General features: G+C 71.8%; 19 protein-coding genes. 18 read left to right on the top strand and 1 reads right to left on the bottom strand.

Features of this window, described 5'->3' with window-relative positions; genetic code table 11:
* Positions 1–166: 166 nt before the first annotated feature.
* Both ACFY01_RS07860 and ACFY01_RS07855 read left to right on the top strand, forming a co-directional pair.
* On the top strand, positions 167–1108 hold the full coding sequence (locus tag ACFY01_RS07860; RefSeq protein ID WP_390734801.1) for a 5-dehydro-4-deoxyglucarate dehydratase: 942 nt from the start codon (positions 167–169) through the stop codon (positions 1106–1108).
* A complete protein-coding gene (locus ACFY01_RS07855; RefSeq protein ID WP_390734800.1) occupies positions 1105–2271 on the top strand; it encodes a hypothetical protein in 1167 nt (388 codons plus the stop codon). The genes ACFY01_RS07860 and ACFY01_RS07855 overlap by 4 nt, the downstream gene beginning before the upstream one ends.
* Here the strand turns inward: ACFY01_RS07855 and ACFY01_RS07850 are convergent.
* The gene (locus ACFY01_RS07850) at positions 2214–3440 is read right to left on the bottom strand and encodes an MFS transporter (RefSeq protein ID WP_390734799.1); all 1227 of its coding nucleotides are present in this window, start codon (positions 3438–3440) and stop codon (positions 2214–2216) included. The two genes, ACFY01_RS07855 and ACFY01_RS07850, sit on opposite strands and share 58 nt — an antisense overlap.
* Positions 3441–3630: 190 nt before the next feature.
* Here ACFY01_RS07850 and ACFY01_RS07845 point away from each other — a divergent pair, with 190 nt between their 5' ends.
* The 16 genes from ACFY01_RS07845 (at position 3631) to ACFY01_RS07770 (ending at position 20979) form a co-directional block, all read left to right on the top strand.
* A complete protein-coding gene (locus ACFY01_RS07845; protein WP_390734798.1) occupies positions 3631–4227 on the top strand; it encodes a TIGR03086 family metal-binding protein in 597 nt (198 codons plus the stop codon).
* 34 nt (positions 4228–4261) lie between these two features.
* Positions 4262–5014, top strand: a complete 753-nt coding sequence (locus ACFY01_RS07840; RefSeq protein WP_390734797.1) for an MBL fold metallo-hydrolase — start codon at positions 4262–4264, stop codon at positions 5012–5014.
* A gap of 153 nt (positions 5015–5167) precedes the next feature.
* Positions 5168–5824, top strand: coding sequence for a GntR family transcriptional regulator (locus ACFY01_RS07835; protein WP_390734796.1), 657 nt, complete (start codon positions 5168–5170; stop codon positions 5822–5824).
* Positions 5821–6729, top strand: a complete 909-nt coding sequence (locus tag ACFY01_RS07830; RefSeq protein WP_390734795.1) for a dihydrodipicolinate synthase family protein — start codon at positions 5821–5823, stop codon at positions 6727–6729. The genes ACFY01_RS07835 and ACFY01_RS07830 overlap by 4 nt, the downstream gene beginning before the upstream one ends.
* A complete protein-coding gene (gene araD, locus ACFY01_RS07825; RefSeq protein ID WP_390734794.1) occupies positions 6726–8447 on the top strand; it encodes an L-arabinonate dehydratase in 1722 nt (573 codons plus the stop codon). The genes ACFY01_RS07830 and araD overlap by 4 nt, the downstream gene beginning before the upstream one ends.
* 119 nt (positions 8448–8566) lie before the next feature.
* A complete protein-coding gene (locus ACFY01_RS07820) occupies positions 8567–9502 on the top strand; it encodes a carbohydrate ABC transporter permease (protein WP_390734793.1) in 936 nt (311 codons plus the stop codon).
* Positions 9499–10389 carry a carbohydrate ABC transporter permease gene (locus ACFY01_RS07815; protein ID WP_390734792.1) on the top strand — a complete coding sequence of 297 codons (891 nt, stop codon included), beginning with the start codon at positions 9499–9501 and terminating at the stop codon, positions 10387–10389. The genes ACFY01_RS07820 and ACFY01_RS07815 overlap by 4 nt, the downstream gene beginning before the upstream one ends.
* A gap of 2 nt (positions 10390–10391) precedes the next feature.
* Positions 10392–11540 (top strand): Gfo/Idh/MocA family protein, encoded by a 1149-nt coding sequence (locus tag ACFY01_RS07810; protein WP_390734791.1) that lies wholly within the window; start codon positions 10392–10394, stop codon positions 11538–11540.
* A complete protein-coding gene (locus tag ACFY01_RS07805; protein WP_390734790.1) occupies positions 11537–12382 on the top strand; it encodes a PmoA family protein in 846 nt (281 codons plus the stop codon). Before ACFY01_RS07810 ends, ACFY01_RS07805 begins: the two co-directional genes overlap by 4 nt.
* On the top strand, positions 12379–13899 hold the full coding sequence (locus ACFY01_RS07800) for a family 43 glycosylhydrolase (protein ID WP_390734789.1): 1521 nt from the start codon (positions 12379–12381) through the stop codon (positions 13897–13899). The genes ACFY01_RS07805 and ACFY01_RS07800 overlap by 4 nt, the downstream gene beginning before the upstream one ends.
* Positions 13900–14024: 125 nt before the next feature.
* The gene (locus ACFY01_RS07795; RefSeq protein WP_390734788.1) at positions 14025–15362 is read left to right on the top strand and encodes an ABC transporter substrate-binding protein; all 1338 of its coding nucleotides are present in this window, start codon (positions 14025–14027) and stop codon (positions 15360–15362) included.
* A 96-nt stretch (positions 15363–15458) separates the two neighbouring features.
* Positions 15459–16253, top strand: a complete 795-nt coding sequence (locus ACFY01_RS07790; protein ID WP_390734787.1) for a rhamnogalacturonan acetylesterase — start codon at positions 15459–15461, stop codon at positions 16251–16253.
* 16 nt (positions 16254–16269) lie between these two features.
* A complete protein-coding gene (locus tag ACFY01_RS07785; protein ID WP_390734786.1) occupies positions 16270–17583 on the top strand; it encodes a polysaccharide lyase family 1 protein in 1314 nt (437 codons plus the stop codon).
* Positions 17584–17663: 80 nt separating this feature from the next.
* Positions 17664–18800, top strand: coding sequence for a pectinesterase family protein (locus ACFY01_RS07780; RefSeq protein WP_390734785.1), 1137 nt, complete (start codon positions 17664–17666; stop codon positions 18798–18800).
* A 1-nt stretch (position 18801) separates the two neighbouring features.
* On the top strand, positions 18802–19842 hold the full coding sequence (locus ACFY01_RS07775; RefSeq protein ID WP_390734784.1) for a pectinesterase family protein: 1041 nt from the start codon (positions 18802–18804) through the stop codon (positions 19840–19842).
* Positions 19843–19866: 24 nt separating this feature from the next.
* A complete protein-coding gene (locus ACFY01_RS07770) occupies positions 19867–20979 on the top strand; it encodes a chondroitinase-B domain-containing protein (RefSeq protein WP_390734783.1) in 1113 nt (370 codons plus the stop codon).
* Positions 20980–21047 lie beyond the last annotated feature (68 nt).

Raw genomic sequence — 21047 nt, 5'->3', positions numbered from 1 at the left:
CACGTTAAGGACGGGTCGCGCACCGGGTCAAGTGTGCCGTGGAGTGCGGAAATCCGCTCGCGTGTTGCGCATTTGCGTGCTTGACCCGCGTTGAGTGGGGCCCTTAGCGTGGCTGTGTTCAGAAATATAGACGTCGATCAGAAGTATGCACCGACAGGGAGAGCCCGTGACGTCAGCCCCGCTCGCCGCTCGTCTCAGCGACCCCCGGGGGCCGCTGTTCTTCCCCGTCACCGCGTACGGTCCGGACGGCTCGATCGACCTCGACGTCTACCGCACGCACGTGCGCCGGGGCGTCGACGCGGGGGCCGCCGCCGTGTTCGCCTGCTGCGGCACCGGCGAGTTCCACGCCCTGCTGCCCGAGGAGTTCGAGGCGTGCGTACGGGCGGCCGTCGAGGCGGCCGGGGGGCGCGTACCGGTCGTCGCCGGCGCCGGATACGGCACCGCGCTCGCCGTGCGCTACGCGGCGCTGGCCCGGGCGGCCGGGGCCGACGGCCTGCTCGCCATGCCGCCGTACCTGGTCGTCCCCGGCCAGGAGGGTCTGCTGCGCCACTACCGGCAGGTCGCCGCGGCCACCGAGCTGCCCGTGATCGTCTACCAGCGCGACAACGCGGTGTTCACCCCCGAGACCGCCGTCGAGCTGGCCCGCACCGAGGGGATCATCGGCCTCAAGGACGGCCTGGGCGACCTGGACCTGATGCAGCGGATCGTCAGCGCCGTCCGCACCGAGGCCCCCGGCGACTTCCTGTACTTCAACGGCCTGCCCACCGCCGAGCAGACCCAGCTCGCCTACCGCGGCATCGGAATCCGCCTGTACTCCTCCGCCGTGTTCTGCTTCGCGCCCGAGATCGCCCTCGCCTTCCACCGGGCCCTGGAGACGGACGACCAGGACACCGTGCGCCGCCTGCTGGACGGCTTCTACCGCCCGTTCGTCGACCTGCGCGCCCAGGGCCGCGGCTACGCCGTCGCCCTCGTCAAGGCGGGCGTACGGCTGCGCGGCCTGGACGTGGGGGAGGTGCGGCCCCCGCTGCACGGGCCGACCGAGGATCATGTCAAGCAGCTCGCTCAGCTGATCGAGCGCGGATACGCACTGCTGGAGGAGGACGCGTGAAGGCGTCGGCGTTCGTCTACCCCTGGGACGTCAACGGGGACCCGCGGGCCCCCGAGCGGATCGCCGGACTCGGCGTGGAGCAGGTGACCCTCGCCGCCGCCTACCACTCCACGCGCGCGCTGACCCCCCGCCACCCCCGCCACCGCATCGTCACCGCCGAGCACGCGGCGGTGCTCTACCCCGCCGACCAGCGGCGCTGGGAGGGCCGCACCCCGCGCCCCTACCCGGCCGGCGACTGGGCCCTGGGCGACGCCTACGGCGAGGCCGCCGACGCCCTCGCGGCGGCCGGCCTGGAGGTGCACACCTGGGTGGTCCTCGCGCACAACTCCCGCCTCGGCGCCGAGCACCCCGCCACCTCGGTCGTCAACGCCTACGGTGACCGCTATCCCTGGGCGCCCTGCGTCGCCCAGCCCGCCACGCGCGCGTACCTCGTCGACCTGGCCGCCGAGGCCGCCGTACGGCCCGGGGCACGCGGCACGGAGCTGGAGTCCCTCGGCTGGTACGGACTCCAGCACCTGCACGCCCACGACAAGACCTCCGGCGTCGGCCTGGGGGAGGCCGGGCAGTACCTGATGGCGCTGTGCTTCTGTCCGGCCTGCCGCGAGGGCTACGCCGAGGAGGGCCTGGACGCCGACGAGCTGGCGGCCTCCGTACGGGCCGCGCTGGAGCCCCTGTGGCAGGGCGCGGCGGCGGCCGACGACGGGGGCTGGGCGGGCGTGGAGAAGCTCCTCGGCGGGGAGACGGCGGCCGCCACGCGCGCGTGGCGCGACCGGACCGCCCGCACGCTCCAGGAGGACGCGGTCGCCGCCGTCCGCGCCGCCGCGCCCGAGGGCTTCCAGGTGCTGCTGCACGCGGACCCCGTGTCCTACCACTGTGGTGCCAACCCGGGCGTGGACCCCGCGCACATCCTGTCCGTCGCGGACGGCGTGGTCGTCCCCTGCGCGGGCGGTACGGAGCCGCTGGTGCCGTTCGCCGAACAGGGCCGGGCGGGTGCGGTGATCGCCGCCAACTTCACCGTGGTGTCCGGCATGGGCGGCAGCCCGGGCACCCTCGCGGCGGACGCGGCGCGGGCCCGTGCGCTGGGCGCGACGGAACTGCGGCTCTATCACGCCGGGTTGGCGTCGGACGGGGACCTGGCGGCGGTGCGGGAGGCACTGCGCTGAGCCAGTGACCCGGCGGTGGCGAGCAGCGCGCCGCCGAGGAGCACCAGCAGCAGCCGGTGGTCGACGAGTTCGACGAGGGCGGCCCCGACGGCCAGGCCGATCACATTGGGCGTGAACATCAGCGTGCCGGCGGTCGCGGTCGCCCGCCCCAGCGCGTCGGCCGGGATCTCCCGCTGTACGGCGGTGTAGGCGGCGATCAGCACACAGGGCAGCCCGAGCCCGCCCGCCGCGGCGCACGCCAGCACCACCGCGTCGTACGGCACCGCCCGCGCGGCCACCGCGACCGCCGTCAGCGCGATGCCGTACGCCGCGAACCGGCGCTCACCGAGCCGCCGCAGCGCGGGCCCGGACACCAGCCCGACCGCGACCGACCCGACACCCTGGACGGCGTACATCACGCCGGTGTAGGCGGGGGAGTGGCCGAGGGCGTCCACGACGGCGTAGTTCAGGCTGCTGCCGAGCGAGGTGAGGCACATGGTCGTCCCGCCGGCCAGGACGAGCGGGCGGAGCGTGGTGTGCGCCCACAGACCCCGGGCGCCCTCGACGGTCTGCCGCCACCAGTCGCCGCCGGCCGGCCCGGGGCGTTCCTCACGGACCCGGAGCAGCGCGCACAGCCCCGCCGCCAGTACGAAGGTGCCGGCGTCCAGCATCGCGACGCTCGGCCCGCCGTACGCCGTGTACAGCGCGGCGCCGGTCAGCGGGGCGAGAAGCTTCATGCCCTCGCGGGCGGTCATCCGCAGTCCGTTGAAGTCGCCGAGCAGGGCGGGGTCGACGGCGGCGGCGACCAGGGCGGAGTTGGCCGCGTCCTCGACGACGCCCGCCGCGCCGTAGCAGACGAGGACGGTGAGGAGCAGCGGGACGGAGGCGGCGGAGTCGACGGTCCACAGGGGGAGCAGGAGGCCGGCGAGGCCGAGGTTGACGCAGATCAGCAGGGGTTTGCGGCGGACCCGGTCGGCGAGGGTGCCGAGGGCGGGGCCGGCGAGGGTGGGGGCCCACAGGGCGGCGGTGCACAGGGCGGCGAGGCCGTTGGAGCCCGTGAGGTCCTTGACCCAGACGCCCGACACGAGCCAGAGCGCGGAACTGCCGAAGCCCGACACCACGACGCCGGTGAGGTAGAGGGCCGCGTTGCGGTCGCGGAGCAGGCGGGCCACGGTCCAGGAGGTGGTCATGCCTGGTCATCGTGGGTCTAAGGCCTGCCCGGGAGCATCGGGCAGGTGCCTTAGAAACCCCGGCAAGAAGCCCAGGGAAGAAGCCCGGGCAAAAACCCCCGGCGAAAAAACCTCCGGCCCACCGATGAGTTTCCCGGCGCCGCCCGGTCCACCCTCCGTACCGGTACCGCACGCCCGAAGGAGCAGGACCATGACCGACACGATCCTCGACCTCGGCCCGCAGGCCCGAGCCGTGGCGCTGCTCGCCGAGAGGGTGACCGACGAACAGCTGTCGGCCGTCACACCGTGCCCGGACCTCGCGGTGCGCAACCTGCTGGGCCACCTCGCGGGCCTCGCCGCCGCCTTCCGCGACGCGGCCCGCAAGGACCTGGGCGTCACCACCGACACCCGCCCGGACGCCGCCGTGCCGGACATCGGCCCCGGCTGGCGCGAGGAACTGCCCAAAGTGCTCGACGAGCTCGCCGAGGCATGGCGCGACCCGGCCGCCTGGACCGGCATGACCCGCGCGGGCTCCGTGGACCTGCCCGGCACGGTCGCGGCGGCCGTCGCCGTCGACGAACTGGTCATCCACGGCTGGGACCTGGCACGCGCCACCGGCCAGGAGTACACCCCCGACCCGGCCGCGCTGGACGCCTCGTACGGCTTCCTCCGCGCGGCGGCCGACGATCCGGGCCGTGGCGCCATCTTCGGCCCGGTCGTCCCCGTCCCGGCCGACGCACCCCTGCTGGACCGGGCGGTGGGGCTCAGCGGACGCGACCCGGGGTGGACGACGAATGCCGTGAACTGAGTCAGGACGGTACGGCGGCACGTACTCTCCTGGCGTGCCCCTCACCCTCACCGTCCTCGGCACCGCCTCCCCGCACCCGGGTCCCGGCCGCCCCTGCTCCGGGTACCTGCTGCGCGGCGGGGGCGCCGAGGTGTGGGTGGACGCCGGGACCGGAACCTTCGCGGAATTGCAGCGGCACACGGACCCGGCACGGCTGACGGCGATCTGGATCTCACATCTGCACGCCGACCACAGCGCCGACCTGCTCGCCGCCGCCTACGCCTTCGCCTTCGGCGGACTCACCCCGCCCGCGCCGATCCCGGTCTACGCGCCCCAGGACTGCGCGCGCCGTCTCGCGGGCTTCTTCGGCCGGTCGGACGTGAGAGGGCTGAGCCACGTCCTGGACTTCCGTCCCCTGTACGACGGCCACGTCGTCCAGCACTGGAACCTCCGCCTCAGCACCCGCGCCGTCGTCCACGACGCCGAGGCGTACGGCCTGCGCGCCGAGTCCCAGGGGAGCGTCCTGGCGTACTCCGGGGACAGCGGCCCCTGCGCCGCGCTGGGCGAACTCGCCGTCCACGCGGACCTGTTCCTGTGCGAGGCGGACATCGACGAGCATCGCGAAGGCGAACAGGTTCATCTGACACCGGAGGACGCGGGGCGTGTCGCCCGGGCGGCGGGTGTGGGGGAGTTGCTGATCACCCATGTCGGACCGACGCTCGGCCGCGAGACCGCGACCGCGCGCGCTGCCGTGATCGCCGGCCGGCCCACGGACACCGCCCGCGAGGGCGAGACGCGAACCGTCTGACCCGCCGCCCCTCCCGCCTCGGCAGCCTCAACTTCCTTTGTCGGAAGCATTGACGAAACACAGGCTCCCTCCTACCTTCATCGCGTCGTACTTCGTACGTCATATATGAGACGCGATACGCGAGATCAGATACGCGACACCCGAGAGGCGCGCATGACCTCTGTGCCCACGCCGATCCCCTCCCGCACGCAGTTCGTGCTGGAGGGGATCAAACACCGCATCCTCACCGGGCAGCTGACGCCCGGCCAGGCCCTGGTCGAGACGGAGCTCGCCGCGCAGTTCGGGGTGTCCAAGACCCCGGTGCGCGAGGCGCTCAAGACGCTGGCCGGGACCGGGCTGGTGGTGATGAACCAGTACAAGGGCGTCACGGTGCGCATGGTGGACGCGGACATGGCGAGCGAGGTCTACGACGTGCGGCTGCTGCTCGAACCGGAGGCCCTCAGGCGTGCCGTGCGCCGGGGCGCCTCCTTCGACGACGCCCGGGACGCCCTGCGGCGGGCCGACGCGGCCGGCGACACCGCCGAACGCTCGCTGGCCAACCGGGAGTTCCACCGCGCGCTGTACCTGCCCTGCGGCAACCCGCTGCTCGGCCGGATGCTCGACGAGGTCCGCGACCAGGCCGCCCTGGTCTCGGCCGTGGCCTGGGCCGCCGACCCCTCCTGGGAGCGGGAGGCCGACGAGCACCGGGAGATCCTCCGGCTCGCCCTGGAGGGCGAGGCGGACGGCGCGGCGGCCGCCCTGCACGGGCACATCGCGTCGTTCGTGCGGCGCGCGTTCCCCCACTCCCAGGAAGAGGAAGGTCAGGAATGAGCGCGACGTTCGAGACCCAACGGGCCGCCCTGGCCGACGTGGTGGCGATCCCGGTGACCCCGTTCACCGCGGACGGCGACGTCGACCGGAACGCCCACCGGGCCCTGCTGCGTCGCCTGCTCGACGGCGGCATCACCACCCTCACCCCGAACGGCAACACCGGCGAGTTCTACGCCCTCACCCCCGAGGAGCGCCGTCTCGTCACGGAACTGACCCTGGTGGAGGCCGGGGAACGCGCCGTCGTCCTGGTGGGCGTCGGGCACGACGTGCCGACCGCCGTCGCCTCCGCCCGGCACGCCCGCGAGCTCGGCGCGCGGATGGTGATGGTCCACCAGCCGGTCCACCCGTACGTCTCCCAGTCCGGCTGGGTCGACTACCACCGCGCCATCGCCGAGGCCGTCCCCGAACTGGGCGTGGTCCCGTACATCCGCAACGCCCAGCTCACCGGCGCCCGTCTCGCCGAACTCGCCGACGCCTGCCCGAACGTGATCGGCGTGAAGTACGCGGTGCCGGACGCGGCCCGGTTCGCCGCCTTCGCCCGGGACGCCGGCCTGGACCGCTTCGTGTGGGTGGCGGGCCTGGCCGAGCCGTACGCCCCCTCGTACTTCTCCGCGGGCGCCACCGGCTTCACCTCGGGGCTGGTCAACGTCGCCCCGGCCGTTTCGCTGAACATGATCGAAGCGCTTCGATCCGGTGACTACCCGGCCGCCATGAAGGTCTGGGAGCAGATCCGCCGCTTCGAGGAACTGCGCGCCGCCAACGGGTCCGCCAACAACGTCACCGTCGTCAAGGAGGCCCTCGCCTCCCTCGGACTGTGCCGCCGCGACGTCCGCCCGCCCAGCAGGCCACTGCCCGAGGGCGAACGCGCCGAGGTCGCCGCCATCGCCGCCGGGTGGGCCATATGAAGAAGCCGGAAGAGCTCAGGAGCCACCAGTGGTACGGCACCGAAGGACTGCGCTCCTTCAGCCACCGGGCCCGCACCCGCCAGCTCGGCTACCTGCCCGAGGAGCACCTGGGCAAGCCCGTCATCGCGATCCTCAACACCTGGTCCGACATCAATCCCTGCCATGTGCATCTGAGGGACCGGGCGCAGGCCGTGAAGCGCGGCGTGTGGCAGGCGGGCGGCTTCCCCCTGGAGTTCCCGGTCTCCACCCTCAGCGAGACCTTCCAGAAGCCGACCCCCATGCTCTACCGCAACATGCTCTCGATGGAGACCGAGGAGCTGCTGCGGTCCTACCCGGTCGACGGCGCCGTCCTCATGGGCGGCTGCGACAAGTCCACTCCCGCCCTGCTCATGGGCGCCGCGAGCGTCGACCTGCCCACCGTCTTCGTGCCCGCCGGGCCCATGCTGCCGGGGCACTGGCGCAGCGAGGTCCTCGGCTCCGGCACCGACATGTGGAAGTACTGGGACGACAAGCGCGCCGGCCTCATCGGCGACTGCGAGATGACCGAGCTGGAGAGCGGCCTCGCCCGCTCGCCCGGCCACTGCATGACCATGGGCACGGCCTCCACCCTCACCGCCGCCGCGGAGGCGCTCGGCGTGACCGTGCCGGGCGCGTCCAGCATCCCCGCCGTGGACTCCGGGCACGACCGGATGGCCGCCGCATCCGGTCTGCGCATCGTCGAACTGGTCCACAAGGACCGCAAGCTGTCCGACATCCTCACCCGGGAGGCCTTCGAGGACGCGGTGACCACGGTCCTCGGCCTCGGTGGCTCCACCAACGCCGTCATCCACCTGATCGCCATGGCCGGACGCGCCGGGATCCGCCTCACTCTCGACGACTTCGACCGCGTCGCCCGCACCGTCCCGGTCCTGGCGAACGTCCGCCCCGGCGGACGGACGTACCTCATGGAGGACTTCCACTTCGCCGGCGGCCTCCCCGGATTCCTCTCCCGGATCACCGACCTGCTCCACCTCGACCGGCCGACCGTCTCCCATGACTCACTGCGCGAGCAGCTCGCCGGCGCCCAGGTGCACAACGACGACGTCATCCGGCCCCGGGACAACCCGGTCGCCGACGAGGGCGGGGTCGCGGTGCTGCGCGGCAACCTCTGCCCGGACGGCGCGGTCATCAAGCACATCGCCGCCGAGCCCCACCTGCTCAAGCACACCGGTCCCGCCGTCGTCTTCGACGACTACAAGACGATGCAGCGCACCATCGACGACCCCGCCCTCGGCATCACCGCCGACAGCGTGCTCGTGCTGCGGAACGCCGGCCCCAAGGGCGGCCCGGGCATGCCCGAGTACGGCATGCTCCCGATCCCGGACCACCTGCTCGAGCAGGGCGTGCGCGACATGGTGCGGATCTCCGACGCCCGGATGAGCGGGACGAGTTATGGCGCCTGCGTGCTGCACGTGGCACCGGAGTCCTACATCGGCGGCCCGCTCGCGCTGGTCCGCACCGGGGACCTGATCACCCTGGACGTCGAGGCGCGCACCCTCCGGCTCGACGTGGACGACGCGGAACTGGACCGGCGCCGGGCGCGGTGGACGCCGCCGCCCACACGCTACGAGCGCGGTTACGGCGCGCTCTACGACGACCAGATCACGCAGGCCGACACCGGCTGCGACTTCGAGTTCCTCGCCCGCCCCGGCAAGGTCGCGGACCCCTACGCGGGCTGACCCGCGCACCCGGGGCACGCCCCGGCCCCGCACACGCATGCACACGGAGAAAGCGCTTCACCCGCTTCACCCGCCTCACCCGCACGAGACCGCACGACGCACCAGAACGGAGAACAGTCATGGCCCAAGCCGCAGCCGTGGCGAAACCGCCCGCGCCACCCCGGCGACGCCGTGCCTCCGCGACGCCGCGCAGGCTCCCGTACCTGCTGATCGCCCCGGCGGCCCTGCTCATGCTGGGCTTCATCGCCTACCCGGTCCTCAGCGTCTTCTACTACAGCCTCCAGAACTACAACCCCACCAAGCCGTGGCGGAACGGGTTCGCGGGCCTCGACAACTTCACCCAGGCCTTCGCGCACGACCCCCAGTTCTGGGACACGCTCACCTTCAGCGCGAAGTGGGTGGTCGTCGAGGTCGGACTCCAGCTGCTCTGCGGTCTCGCCCTCGCCCTGATCGTCAACCAGACCTTCGCCGGACGGGCGCTGGGCCGGGCGCTGGTCTTCTCCCCCTGGGCGGTCTCCGGTGTGCTGACCTCCGCGATCTGGGTGCTGCTCTACAACTCCCAGACCGGCATCACCCGTTACCTCGCCGACGCGGGCATCGGCTCGTACGGGACCAGCTGGCTGTCGGACACCTCGACCGTGTTCCCGGCGGCGGTGGCCGCCGACCTGTGGCGCGGGGTCCCGTTCTTCGCGATCCTCATCCTCGCCGACCTCCAGTCCGTCTCCAAGGACCTGTACGAGGCGGCCGAGGTGGACGGCGCGAGCCGGCTCAAGCAGTTCTGGCACATCACGCTGCCGCACCTGAAGGACGCCATCGTCCTGTCCACGCTGCTGCGGGCGGTGTGGGAGTTCAACAACGTCGACCTGCTCTACACCCTGACCGGCGGCGGCCCGGCGGGGGAGACCACGACCCTCCCGCTCTACACCGCCAACACCAGCGTCGACGCCCACAACTTCGGCTACGCGTCCGCCCTCACCACCGTGGCGTTCGTGATCCTGCTCTTCTGCTCGATCGCCTATCTGCGACTGAGCAAGTTCGGAGGTGACGGGAAGTGATCACCGAGATCGCCCCCGCGGAGGACGAGCGCGTGGCCCCCGAGCCCGCCCGTGCGCGCCGCGGCAGGCGCCGCGCCTGGGACGAGGCCCCGCGCTGGCAGATCTACCTGCCCCTGTCCGTCTACCTGCTCTTCACCCTGATCCCCTTCTACTGGATCCTCCTCTTCGCCCTCCGCCCGGCCGGCTCCACCTCGCTGGTGCCCTGGCCGGTCACCTTCGAGCACTTCCACAAGGTGTGGAGCGAGCGGAGCTTCGGCACCTACTTCACCAACAGCGTGTACGTCGGCGTCGCCACCCTGGTCCTGACCACCGTGGTCGCGCTGGCCGGCGGTTACGCCCTGGCCCGCTTCGACTTCCGGCTCAAGCGCGCCTTCATGCTGGCCCTGCTGTGCTCCCAGTTCGTGCCGGGCGCGCTGCTGCTGGTGCCGCTGTTCCAGATCTTCGCCAAGCTCCAGATGATCAACTCGCTCGGCAGCGTGATCCTCGCCGAGACCGTCTTCCAGCTGCCGCTGTCGATGATCCTGATCAGCGGCTTCATCCGGAACGTGCCGTACTCCCTGGAGGAGGCAGCCTGGGTGGACGGCTGCAACCGCTTCACCGCCTTCCGCATCGTCGTCCTGCCGCTGCTGCGGCCCGGGCTGATCGCCGTCGGCTCCTTCGCCTTCGTGCACGCCTGGAACCACTTCCTGTTCGCCCTGATGTTCCTGTCCGACCAGAGCAAGCAGACCATCCCGGTCGGCCTCAACACCCTGATGAGCTCCGACAGCGTGGACCTGGGCGCCCTGGCGGCGGGCGGCATCATCGCGGCCGTACCGGTGGTGATCGTGTTCGCCTTCATCCAGAAGTGGCTGATCACCGGCTTCAGCGCGGGGGCGGTGAAGGGATGAGCATGAGCACAGCCGTACCGGTCGTGCTGGCCGGCGCGCGCGGCCACGGCCGCTGGCACCTCGACAACGTCCGCCGGCTCCAGAGCGAGGGCGTCGTCCGGCTGGCAGGCGTCTGCGAACTGACCCCGCTGGCCGCCGGCGAGATCCCCGAGGGTCTCGGCACGCCCGAGCAGTCCGCCGACTTCGGCGCGCTCCTCGACTCCACCGGCGCGCGGGCCGCGGTCGTCTGCACGCCGATCCCGACCCACACCGACCTCGCCCTGACGGCCGCCCGCAAGGGCGTGCACCTGCTGCTGGAGAAGCCGCCGGCACCGTCGTACGCGGAGTTCCGCCGGATGGCCGACGGGGTCACCGCGGCGGGCGTGGCCTGCCAGATCGGGTTCCAGTCGCTGGGCTCGCACGCCGTGCCCGCGATCCGCCGGCTGATCGCCGAGGGCGCGGTCGGCGAGGTCATGGGGGTCGGCGGCGCCGGGGCCTGGGCGCGCGAGGAGGCCTACTACCGGCGGGCGCCCTGGGCCGGCAAGCGCCGGCTGAACGGCGTCGACGTGATCGACGGGGTCCTCACCAACCCCCTCGCCCACGCCGTCGCCACCGCTCTCGCCCTCCTCGGCACCACCCGCGCCGAGGACGTCACCGGCATCGAGACCGAACTGCTGCGGGCCAACGACATCGAGTCCGACGACACCTCCTGCGTCCGGGTGACCACCGGGCTCGGCCCGGTCACCGTAGCCGCGACCCTGTGCGCCGAGGAGCCGGGCGAGCCGTACGTCGTGGTGCACGGCTCCAGCGGCCGGATCACCTACTGGTACAAGCAGGACCGCGTGCTGCTCCAGCGGGCGGGCCACGGTCCCGAGGAGCACGAGTACGGCCGCACCGACCTGCTGGAGAACCTCGTCGACCACCTCACCACCGGCGCGGCCCTGCTGGTCGAACCCGAGTCGACGGGCGCCTTCATGAAGGTCGTCGAGGCGATCCGGCTGGCCGAGGACCCGGCCGCGCTGCCCGCCGACGCCTGGCACCTCCTCCCGGACGAGAACCGCCGGGTCGTACCCGGCATCGACTCCCTGGTCGCGGCCGCCGCCGACACCCTCGCCCTCTACTCCGAGCTGGGCGCCTCCTGGGCCCTACCGAAAGAGGTGAGCACCCGATGACACCCGACGACACCCACGTCCTGCGGGTCGCGGGCCGCCCGGTCGGCCGCTACGTCACCCGGCCCGAGCTGCCGGCCCGGCTCTCCCCGCGCCCCTACCTGCACCCCGTCACCACCCTGGCCGGCACGGCGGTCACCGAGCTCGGCCCCGCCGACCACACACACCACCTCGGCGTCGGTGTCGCCGTTCCCGACGTCGAGGGGCACAACTTCTGGGGCGGGCGCACCTACGTCCGCGACCAGGGCCCGACCGAGCTGGACAACCATGGCGCCCAGCGCCACACCGGCTTCCAGCTGCGCGACCCGGACGGCTTCGTCGAGGAGCTGCGCTGGGTCGCCCCGGGCGCCGAACTGCTGCGCGAGCGCCGTACCGTGGCCGCCACCGAACTCACCGCCACCGCCTGGGCGCTGGACTTCACCTTCTCCCTCACCAACGTCACGCCGAAGGCGCTGTCCATCGGCAGCCCCGCCACGAACGGGCGCCCCGGTGCCGCGTACGGCGGCTTCTTCTGGCGGGCCCGCAAGGAGGCGTCGGCGCCGGACGTCTTCACCGGCGAGCGGGCGGGCGAGGCCGAGGTGCACGGTGCCCGCGCCGACTGGCTGGCGCTGGCCGGCGCCGGCTGGACGCTGGTGTTCGCCGGGGCCACCGAGGAGACCCGCCGCGACCCGTGGTTCGTGCGCACCGCCGAGTACCCGGGGGTGGGTTCCTCGCTGGCGTCCGCCGAGCGGCTGCCGATCGCGCCCGGCGACACCGTCGTACGGCGGGTCGTCACCGTCGTCGCCGACGGCCGGCTCGGCCGGGACGAGGCGGCCGCGCTGGTGCGGAAGGCCGTGAGTCAATGAGCGTCCGCCCGGCCGAGGAGACGTACCGCAACCCGGTCCTGAACGCCGACTGGTCCGACCCGGACGTCGTGCGCGTCGGCGACGACTTCTACCTCACCGCGTCCAGCTTCGGCCGCGCCCCGGGCCTGCCGCTGCTGCACTCCCGCGACCTGGTCAACTGGACCCTGGTCGGCCACGCCCTGCAACGCCTGCAGCCGGCCGCCGAGTTCAGGGCGCCGCGCCACGACTGCGGGGTCTGGGCACCCTCGTCGCGCTTCCACGACGACCGCTTCTGGATCTTCTGGGGCGACCCCGACCAGGGCATCTTCCAGGTCAACGCGCCCGAGATCCGCGGCCCTTGGACCCGCCCGCACCTCGTCAAGAGGGGCAAGGGGCTCATCGACCCCTGCCCGCTGTGGGACGAGGAGACCGGTGAGGCGTATCTGGTGCACGCCTGGGCGAAGTCCCGCTCGGGCGTCAAGAACCGGCTCACCGGCCACCGGATGCACCCCGACGGCGCCGGCCTCCTCGACGAGGGCAGGACAATCGTCGACGGTGACGCGATCCCGGGCTGGTTCACCCTGGAAGGACCCAAGCTGTACCGGCACGACGGCTGGTTCTGGATCCTGGCGCCCGCCGGGGGAGTGGAGACCGGCTGGCAGGGCGCCTTCCGGTCCCGGGACTTCTTCGGGCCGTACGAGGAGCGGATCGTCCTCGAACAACGGGACACCGGCGTCAACGGGCCGCACCAGGGCGGCTGGGTGCGCACCCGGTCCGGCGAGGACTGGTTCCTGCACTTCCAGCAGCGCGGCGCGTACGGCCGTGTCGTGCACCTCCAGCCGATGCGCTGGGGTGCCGACGGCTGGCCGGTGATCGGGGACGACGGCGCCCCCGTCACCGAGCACCGCCGCCCCGCCCTGCCGCCGCAGCCGCCCGCGGCGCCCGCCACCGACGACGACTTCCCCGGCGGACGGTACGGCCGGCAGTGGCAGTGGACGGCCAACCCCCAGGACGGCTGGGCCACCCAGCACTCCGCCGACGGACTGCGGCTGACCTGCGTCCCCACCTCCGACGCCCACGACCTGCGCAGGCTGCCGCACATCCTCACCCAGCGGCTGCCCGGCACACCGGCGACCGTCGAGGTCGGGCTCCGGCTGCACAGCGAGGAACCGGGGGCGCGGGCCGGGCTGGCGGTCCTCGGGGACGCGTTCGGCTGGATCGGGCTGGAGCGCCGGGCCGACGGGACCGTCCACCTCGTGCACCGGTTCGCCGAGGCGGCGGCGGAGAAGGAGCGGGACGCCGAGCGTCCGCGGCCCGCCGCCGAGGGACACGCCCGGCTGCGCATCGAGATCGGCCCGGACGCGCGCTGCCGTTTCGCCGCCGACACCGGGGACGGCTTCCGCCCGTCGGGCCCCGTCTTCGCCGCCACCCCCTGGCGCTGGGTCGGCGCCCTGCTCGGCCTGTTCGCCACCGCGCCGGCCGGAACCGGGCACGCCGGTTCGGGCACCTTCACGCACTTCCGTATCCAGCCCTGCTGATCACCTGCCTGGTTCAACCCGCACGCCTCTTGGGAGCCGCAATGACGCACCTCCGTAGCAAGCGCTTGCCCCTCATGTCTCCGCTGAAGACAGAAGAACTGAACCCGGAAGAAGAGAGCAGACCGATGAAGAGCAGCATCCGCAGAAGCAGGCGCGCCGCCACGGTCGTCGCCCTGGGCTCCGTGCTCGCGCTGGCCGCCACCGCCTGCGGTGACGACGGCAGCGGCGGCGCGGGGGACAAGGGCGACGAGGGCTCCGGCAAGGGCACGATCACCTTCTGGGACAACAACGGTGGTGTCCGCACCGACATCTGGAAGCAGATCATCGCCGACTTCGAGCAGAAGTACCCGGACATCAAGGTCAAGTACGTCGGCATCCCGGCGGCCGGCGCCCAGTCCAAGTACGACACCGCCATCCAGGGCGGCGGCCTGCCGGACGTCGGCGGCGTGGGCACCGCGATGCTCGCCGAGGTCGGGGCCCAGGGCGCGCTGGAGCCGCTGGACGGCCGGCTGAAGAAGAGCCCGCTGAACGGAAAGCTGAGCCAGAACCTGATCGACGTCAGCAAGGCGGCGGGTGGCGGTGACACGCTGTACCAGGTGCCGACCTCCGCGAACAACGGCACGCTGTGGTACCGGACCGACCTGTTCAAGAAGGCCGGCCTGGACGCGCCGACCACCTGGTCGAAGTTCTACGCGGCCGCCGACAAGCTCACGAACAAGGGCAAGAACCAGTTCGGCTTCACCATCCGCGGCGGCGAGGGCGCCATCGCGCCGGCCCTCGACGCGGTGTACGGCCAGACCGGGATCACGTCGTTCTGGAACGGCGACAAGACCACCGTCAACGACCCCAAGAACGTGGCCGCCCTCCAGAAGTACGTCGCGCTCTACAAGAAGGACACCCCGTCGGCCGACGTGAACAACGACTTCACGAAGATGGTCGCCCAGTGGGACAGCGGCACGATCGGCATGCTGAGCCACAACCTGGGCTCGTACCAGGACCATCTGAAGGCGCTGGGCAAGGACAAGTTCCGGGGCGTTCCCAACCCCACCATGGACGACGGCACCCGGGTGCAGGTGTCCAACCCGGTGGACGGGCTGAGCCTGTTCAAGTCCAGCAAGAACAAGGCTGCCGCCTGGAAGTTCATCGAGTTCGCGGTCTCCGCCGCGGAGAACTCCAAGTTCAACGAGTCGGCGGGGCAGGTCCCGGCGAACACCGACGCGGCCAAGGACGCCTGGATCCAGCAGGCCGAGCCGACGAAACTCGCCGCCGAGGCGTTGAACGGGGCCGGCACGAAGATCGTGCAGTTGCCGTATTACCTGCCGGACTGGAACACGATCTCCAAGGCGGACAACGAGCCGAACTTCCAGAAGCTGCTGCTCGGGAAGATGAGCGCGAAGGAGTTCCTGGACACGCTGGCCGACCAGCTGAACAAGGCGCAGGCCGACTGGAAGAAGAACCACTGAGGTCGTTTCGGCTGCGGGCCGGTTGTGGCTGGTCGCGCAGTTCCCCGCGCCCCTTTGGGGCGCGGGCCCCTCACTCCCTGTTTGAAAGGCACCGTCGTGTCTCCCACCCGCAGACAGGTAACACTGGCGGCTCTCGCCGCCCTCCCGCTCCTCGCCGCCAACGGCACCGCGCAGGCCGCCCCTCACCGTCGCACCCTCTACATCGCCGGTGACTCCACCGCCGCCCAGAAATACGCCGACGCCGCCCCCGAGACGGGATGGGGAATGGCGCTCCCGTTCTTCCTCCGGAAGGAAATCGGCGTCTCCAACCAGGCAGTGAACGGCCGCAGTTCCAAGAGCTTCGTCGACGAGGGCCGGCTCGACGCCATCCTCGCCACCATCCGGCCGCACGATCTGCTGATCGTCCAGTTCGCGCACAACGACGAGAAGTCCGCCGACCCCACCCGCTACACCGAGCCGTGGACCACGTACCAGGACTATCTGCGGCTCTATGCCGACGGGGCGCGGGCCAAGGGCGCCCGGCCCGTGCTCGCCACCCCCGTCGAGCGGAGGAAGTTCGACGCCGACGGCAACGCCGTGCCGACCCACGGCGACTATCCGGCAGCGATGCGTGCCCTCGCCGCGGAGGAGCGCGTGGCGCTGCTCGACGTCGAGGCGCTGTCGCTCGCGCTGTGGCAGTCGCTCGGAGTCGAGGCGACCAAGACGTACTTCAACTGGACGGACACCGAGCAGGACAACACGCACTTCAACCCGCCGGGCGCCATCGCCGTGGCCCGGCTGGTGGCGCAGGAGCTGCTGCGCACCCGGGTGCTGGCCCGGCACGACGTCGTCCGGCTGCACGAGGACATTCCGACGTCCTGGATCACTTGGCCACCCGCATCGGAATCGTGAACGAGGAGACCGCACAGTGCGCACACAGAAATGTCATGGACGTGTCATAGCGGCGCTCGCGGGCTGCACGGCCCTCGTGCTGTCCGTGACCGGGACGGCCCAGGCCGCCCCCCACCGGGTCGCGCCCGACCGCCAGGTGCTGGCCGCGAACGACGGCTGGGGCGCGGCCACCACCGGCACCACCGGCGGCGCCGCCGCCGACCCCGCGCACGTCTACACCGTCACCACCTGGGACGCCTTCAAGGCCGCCCTCGCCGACGGCGGCAGCGCACCCAAGATCATCAGAGTGAAGGGCACCATCGACGCCGACGGGCCCAGCTGCGCGTCCTTCGCGGTGCCGGGGTACGACTTCGACACCTACCTCAAGACGTACGACCCGGCCGTGTGGGGCCGCACCAAGACCCTCGACAGCGAGCCCGACGACAGCCCCGAGGGCCTGCGCCGCGCCTCCGCCGCCCTCCAGGACGCCTACATCAAGGCGAACGTCCCGGCCAACACCACCATCGTCGGCACCGGCAAGGACGCCGGCTTCAGGGGCGCGAGCCTCCAGATCAAGGGCGTCGACAACGTCATCGTCCGCAACCTGGGCTTCGAGAGCCCGCTCGACTGCTTCCCGCAGTGGGACCCGACCGACACCGCCGACGGCAACTGGAACTCCGAGTACGACAGCGCGGTGGTCTACGGCTCCACCCATGTGTGGATGGACCACGACACCTTCACCGACGGCGACCACCCGGACAGCACCCTGCCGTACTACTACGGCCGGATCTACGAGCAGCACGACGGCGAGCTCGACATCGTCAAGGGAGCCGACTACGTCACCGCCTCCTGGAACGTCTTCGAGGACCACGACAAGACGATCCTGATCGGCAACAGCGACAGCGCCTCGACGGCCGCCGTGGACCGGGGGCACCTGAAGGTCACCTTCCACCACAACCTGTTCGCGAACCTGGTGGAGCGCGCGCCCCGCGTCCGCTTCGGCCAGGTGGACTCCTACAACAACCACTTCGTCGCCGGTGACGGCTACGGCTACAGCTACGGCATCGGCATGGAGTCCCAACTCGTGGCCGAGCACAACGCGTTCACGCTGCCCGACGGTGTGGCCGCCGGTTCGATCCTGAAGAAGTGGAAGGAGGCACCGGTCACCGCCGACGACAACTACGTCAACGGCACCCCGACCGACCTGATCGCCGTCCACAACGCCCAGGTCCCCGGCGAGATCCTCCAGCCGGGCGCCGGCTGGACGCCGACCCTGAGGACGAAGGTCGACCGGGCGAAGGCCGTCCCGAAGATCGTCGACCACTGTGCGGGCGCCGGGCACCTGCGCTGAGCGCCGCACGAATCGGCCGGGGCCCCGCACGGGCCCCGGCCGGCATCCCCCGACGAGCCGCACCGCGAAGGAGCATCCGCATGCCCTCGCCCCACCTCCCACCACCCTTCCTGTCCAGAAGGGGTTTCCTCGCGGCGAGCGCCCAAGCCGCCGCGCTCGGCCTCGCGACCGCCACCCCCGCGCACGCCACCGGTGACCGGCGCCCCTTCGGCCGGTACGGGTCACCGGCGCGCCGCCTGACGCCGCAGACCCTGTACGTCGACCCGCGCGGCCGCGGCGACTTCACCACCGTCCGGTCCGCCGTGACCGCCGCGACCGGCACCGGCCGGACCCTGGTCCTCGCGCCGGGCACCTACCGGGAGACCGTCGCCGTCGACGCCACCCGCACCGAGGCGACCTGGATCGGCGCCTCGGAGGACCCCCGGGACGTCGTGATCGTCTACGACAACGCCAACGGCACGCCGAAGCCGGACGGCTCGGGCACCTACGGCACCACGGGCTCGGCCACCACGACCGTCCAGGCCGACGGCTTCACCGCCCGCTGGATCACCTTCGCCAACGACTGGCTGCGCGCCGACCACCCGGACATCACCGGTACGCAGGCGGTGGCCATCAAGGTGCAGGGCGACCGGAGCGCCTTCACCCACTGCCGGTTCCTCGGCCACCAGGACACCCTGTACGCCGACTCGACGGCGCTCGGCGTCTTCGCCCGCCAGTACTACGCCCACTGCTACATCGAGGGCGACGTCGACTTCGTCTTCGGCCGGGCCACGGCCGTCTACGAGCACTGCCACTTCCGCACGCTGAACCGCACCGACCTCACCGCCGCCCCCTACGGCTTCGTCTTCGCGCCCTCCACGGCGGTCGCCCATCCCCGCGGCTACCTGGTGATACGCAGCAGGGTCAGCAGCGGGGCCCCGGACGCCTGCTACAAGCTGGCCCGCCCCTGGGTCCCCGGCTCCGATCCCACCGCCCGCCCGATGCTGACCGTCCGGGACACCCACCTCGGCCCCGGCATCGACGCGGTCGCGCCCTACACCGACATGTCGGCCGCCTACCCGTGGCAGAACCAGCGCTTCGCCGAGTACCGCAACACGGGCCCGGGAGCGGAGGTCACCGTCCCCGAGAACCGCCCCCAACTCACAGACGAGCAGGCCCGGTCGGCGACCCGTGAGGCCTACCTCGGTGACTGGGCGCCGTGGCGGGAGGGCTGCTGACATGCGCCGGCGCACCCTCCTGGCGGGCATCACCGGCGGCCTGTGCGGCCTGGCCGCCGCCGGTGCCCCTCCCGCTCTCGCCGCCGGCCGCCATGTGCTGCACGTCCGCCCCGGCGACTTTGTGCAGCGGGCCGTGGACGCGGTGGACGGGCCCGGCCGGACGATCGTCGTGCACCCGGGGACGTATCGCGAGGTCGTCAACGTCCCCGCGGAAAAGACGGAGCTGACGATCCGCGGCGCCACCCGCGACCCGCGTGACACCGTCATCGTCTACGACAACGCCAACGGCACGAAGAAGCCCGACGGCACGACGTACGGCACCGCGGGCTCGGCCACCTTCACCTCCGCGGCGCCCGGGCTGACCGTCCGCGACCTGACCCTCGCCAACGACTGGCTGCGCGCCGACCACCCGGACATCACCGGCACGCAGGCGGTGGCCGCCTACACCTACGGCGACCGCACCCGCTTCGACAACGTGCGCCTGCTCGCCCACCAGGACACCCTCTTCGTCGACACGACCGCGCTCGACACCTTCGACCGGCAGTACTTCCACCGCTGCCACATCGAGGGCGACGTCGACTTCGTCTTCGGCCGGGCGACCGCCGTCTTCGACCGCTGCCTCTTCCGCACACTCCAGCGGGACGTCTCCTTCACTCCCAAGGGCATGGTGTTCGCCCCGTCCACGGCCCGCGCCAACCCGTACGGCATCCTCGCCGTCCGCTCCCGGATCACCTCGGGCGCCGAGGACGGGGCGTACAAACTGGCGCGGCCCTGGGTCCCGTCGTACGAGACGACCGCCTGGCCGTCCCTCGTCGTACGGGACACCTGGATCGGCCCCGGCATCGACCCGGTCACCCCCTACACCAACATGCGCGACGCCTACCCGTGGCAGTCCATGCGCTTCCACGAGTACCGCGACACCGGGCCGGGCTCAGTGATCACCGTCCCCGAGAACCGTCCTCAGCTCACCCGCTCCGAGGCGAGGTCGCACACCCCGGCGGCCTACCTCGGCGACTGGAAGGTCCCCGCACAACCGCTCTGAAACGACGAAAGGAACCCCACTCCTATGTCTCGTCGAACCTCTCTCGCCGTCGCCGCGGCCCTCGCGCTCGGTGCCGGACTCGCCGTGCTCCCCGGGCAGGCGCAGGCCGCGACGGTCGTCGTCAGCAACTCCACCGACCTGTCCAACGCCATCAAGAACGCCACCGCCGGCACGGTCATCCAGGTCCGCGGCGGCACGTACTACCCCACGGCCACGCTCCAGTCCACGGCGAACGGCACCTCGTCCTCGCCGGTCACGCTCACCGCGTACGGCTCGGAGACCGTGAAGATCGACGGTTCGTCGCTCCCCTCCGGCTCCTGGATCTTCAAGCTGACCGCCGACTACTGGAACGTCTCCGACATCACCTTCCAGAACTCCCCGGACAGCGCGGTCGTCTGCCAGTCCTGCACCGGCACCAACTGGAACAACGTCAAGACCATCAACGGCGGCGACTCCGGCTTCACGCTCACCGGGGACGGCACGGTCAACAACACCGTGAAGAACCTGGACAGTTACGGCAACTACGACGCCGCCAACCACGGCCAGAACGCCGACGGGCTCGCGATCAAGTTCGGCTCCGGCACCGGCAACCTCGTCACCGGGGCGCGGCTCTACAACAACTCCGACGACGGCATCGACCTGTGGTCCTTCTCCTCGCCGGTCACCATCGAGCACACCTGGTCCTTCGGCAACGGCGTCAACCGCTGGGGCGACTCCGCCTTCGAGGGCAACGGCAACGGCTACAAGCTGGGCGGCAACGGCGTCACGGTCGCCCACGTCGTCAACAACTCCGCCGCCTGGGGCAACGCGGGCAACGGCTTCACCGAGAACTCCAACACCGGCGCCATCGTCATCAACCGCACCACCGCCTACGCCAACAGCAAGTGGGGCTACTACTTCGCCACCAGCGCCGCCAGGCTCGGCAAGAACCTCGCGGTGAGCAACGGCAGCGGCCTGGTCAGCAAGGGCTCCAGTGTGGTCTCGGCCGGCAACAACTGGGACTCCGGCATCTCCACACCGGCCTTCAGGTCCACGGACGCCTCGACCGCGTACAACGCCCGCAAGTCCGACGGCTCCCTGCCCGCCACGACGTTCCTGACCACGGGCAGCACCACCATAGGCGCCACCATGAACTGACCCCCGGCAGGGGAAACAGGAGCCCGTTGCCCGGCCGGAAAGGTATCGATCGGGCAACGGGTGTCGCG

This window comes from Streptomyces sp. NPDC001480, assembly GCF_042894725.1.
Taxonomy (GTDB): Bacteria; Actinomycetota; Actinomycetes; order Streptomycetales; family Streptomycetaceae; genus Streptomyces.
The sequence above is the reverse complement of the archived record's forward strand: the minus strand, read 5'-3'. Positions and strand labels throughout refer to the sequence as shown.

Excerpts from the sequence above, each read along its gene's own strand:
- ACFY01_RS07770 (WP_390734783.1), top strand. The coding sequence starts at position 19,867 with ATGTCTCGTCGAACCTCTCTCGCCGTCGCCGCGGCCCTCGCGCTCGGT.
- ACFY01_RS07810 (WP_390734791.1), top strand. The coding sequence starts at position 10,392 with ATGAGCACAGCCGTACCGGTCGTGCTGGCCGGCGCGCGCGGCCACGGC.
- ACFY01_RS07820 (WP_390734793.1), top strand. The coding sequence starts at position 8,567 with ATGGCCCAAGCCGCAGCCGTGGCGAAACCGCCCGCGCCACCCCGGCGA.
- ACFY01_RS07845 (WP_390734798.1), top strand. The coding sequence starts at position 3,631 with ATGACCGACACGATCCTCGACCTCGGCCCGCAGGCCCGAGCCGTGGCG.
- ACFY01_RS07800 (WP_390734789.1), top strand. The coding sequence starts at position 12,379 with ATGAGCGTCCGCCCGGCCGAGGAGACGTACCGCAACCCGGTCCTGAAC.
- ACFY01_RS07780 (WP_390734785.1), top strand. The coding sequence starts at position 17,664 with ATGCCCTCGCCCCACCTCCCACCACCCTTCCTGTCCAGAAGGGGTTTC.
- ACFY01_RS07830 (WP_390734795.1), top strand. The coding sequence starts at position 5,821 with ATGAGCGCGACGTTCGAGACCCAACGGGCCGCCCTGGCCGACGTGGTG.
- ACFY01_RS07835 (WP_390734796.1), top strand. The coding sequence starts at position 5,168 with ATGACCTCTGTGCCCACGCCGATCCCCTCCCGCACGCAGTTCGTGCTG.
- ACFY01_RS07850 (WP_390734799.1), bottom strand. The coding sequence starts at position 3,440 with ATGACCACCTCCTGGACCGTGGCCCGCCTGCTCCGCGACCGCAACGCG.
- araD (WP_390734794.1), top strand. The coding sequence starts at position 6,726 with ATGAAGAAGCCGGAAGAGCTCAGGAGCCACCAGTGGTACGGCACCGAA.
- ACFY01_RS07795 (WP_390734788.1), top strand. The coding sequence starts at position 14,025 with ATGAAGAGCAGCATCCGCAGAAGCAGGCGCGCCGCCACGGTCGTCGCC.
- ACFY01_RS07775 (WP_390734784.1), top strand. The coding sequence starts at position 18,802 with ATGCGCCGGCGCACCCTCCTGGCGGGCATCACCGGCGGCCTGTGCGGC.
- ACFY01_RS07805 (WP_390734790.1), top strand. The coding sequence starts at position 11,537 with ATGACACCCGACGACACCCACGTCCTGCGGGTCGCGGGCCGCCCGGTC.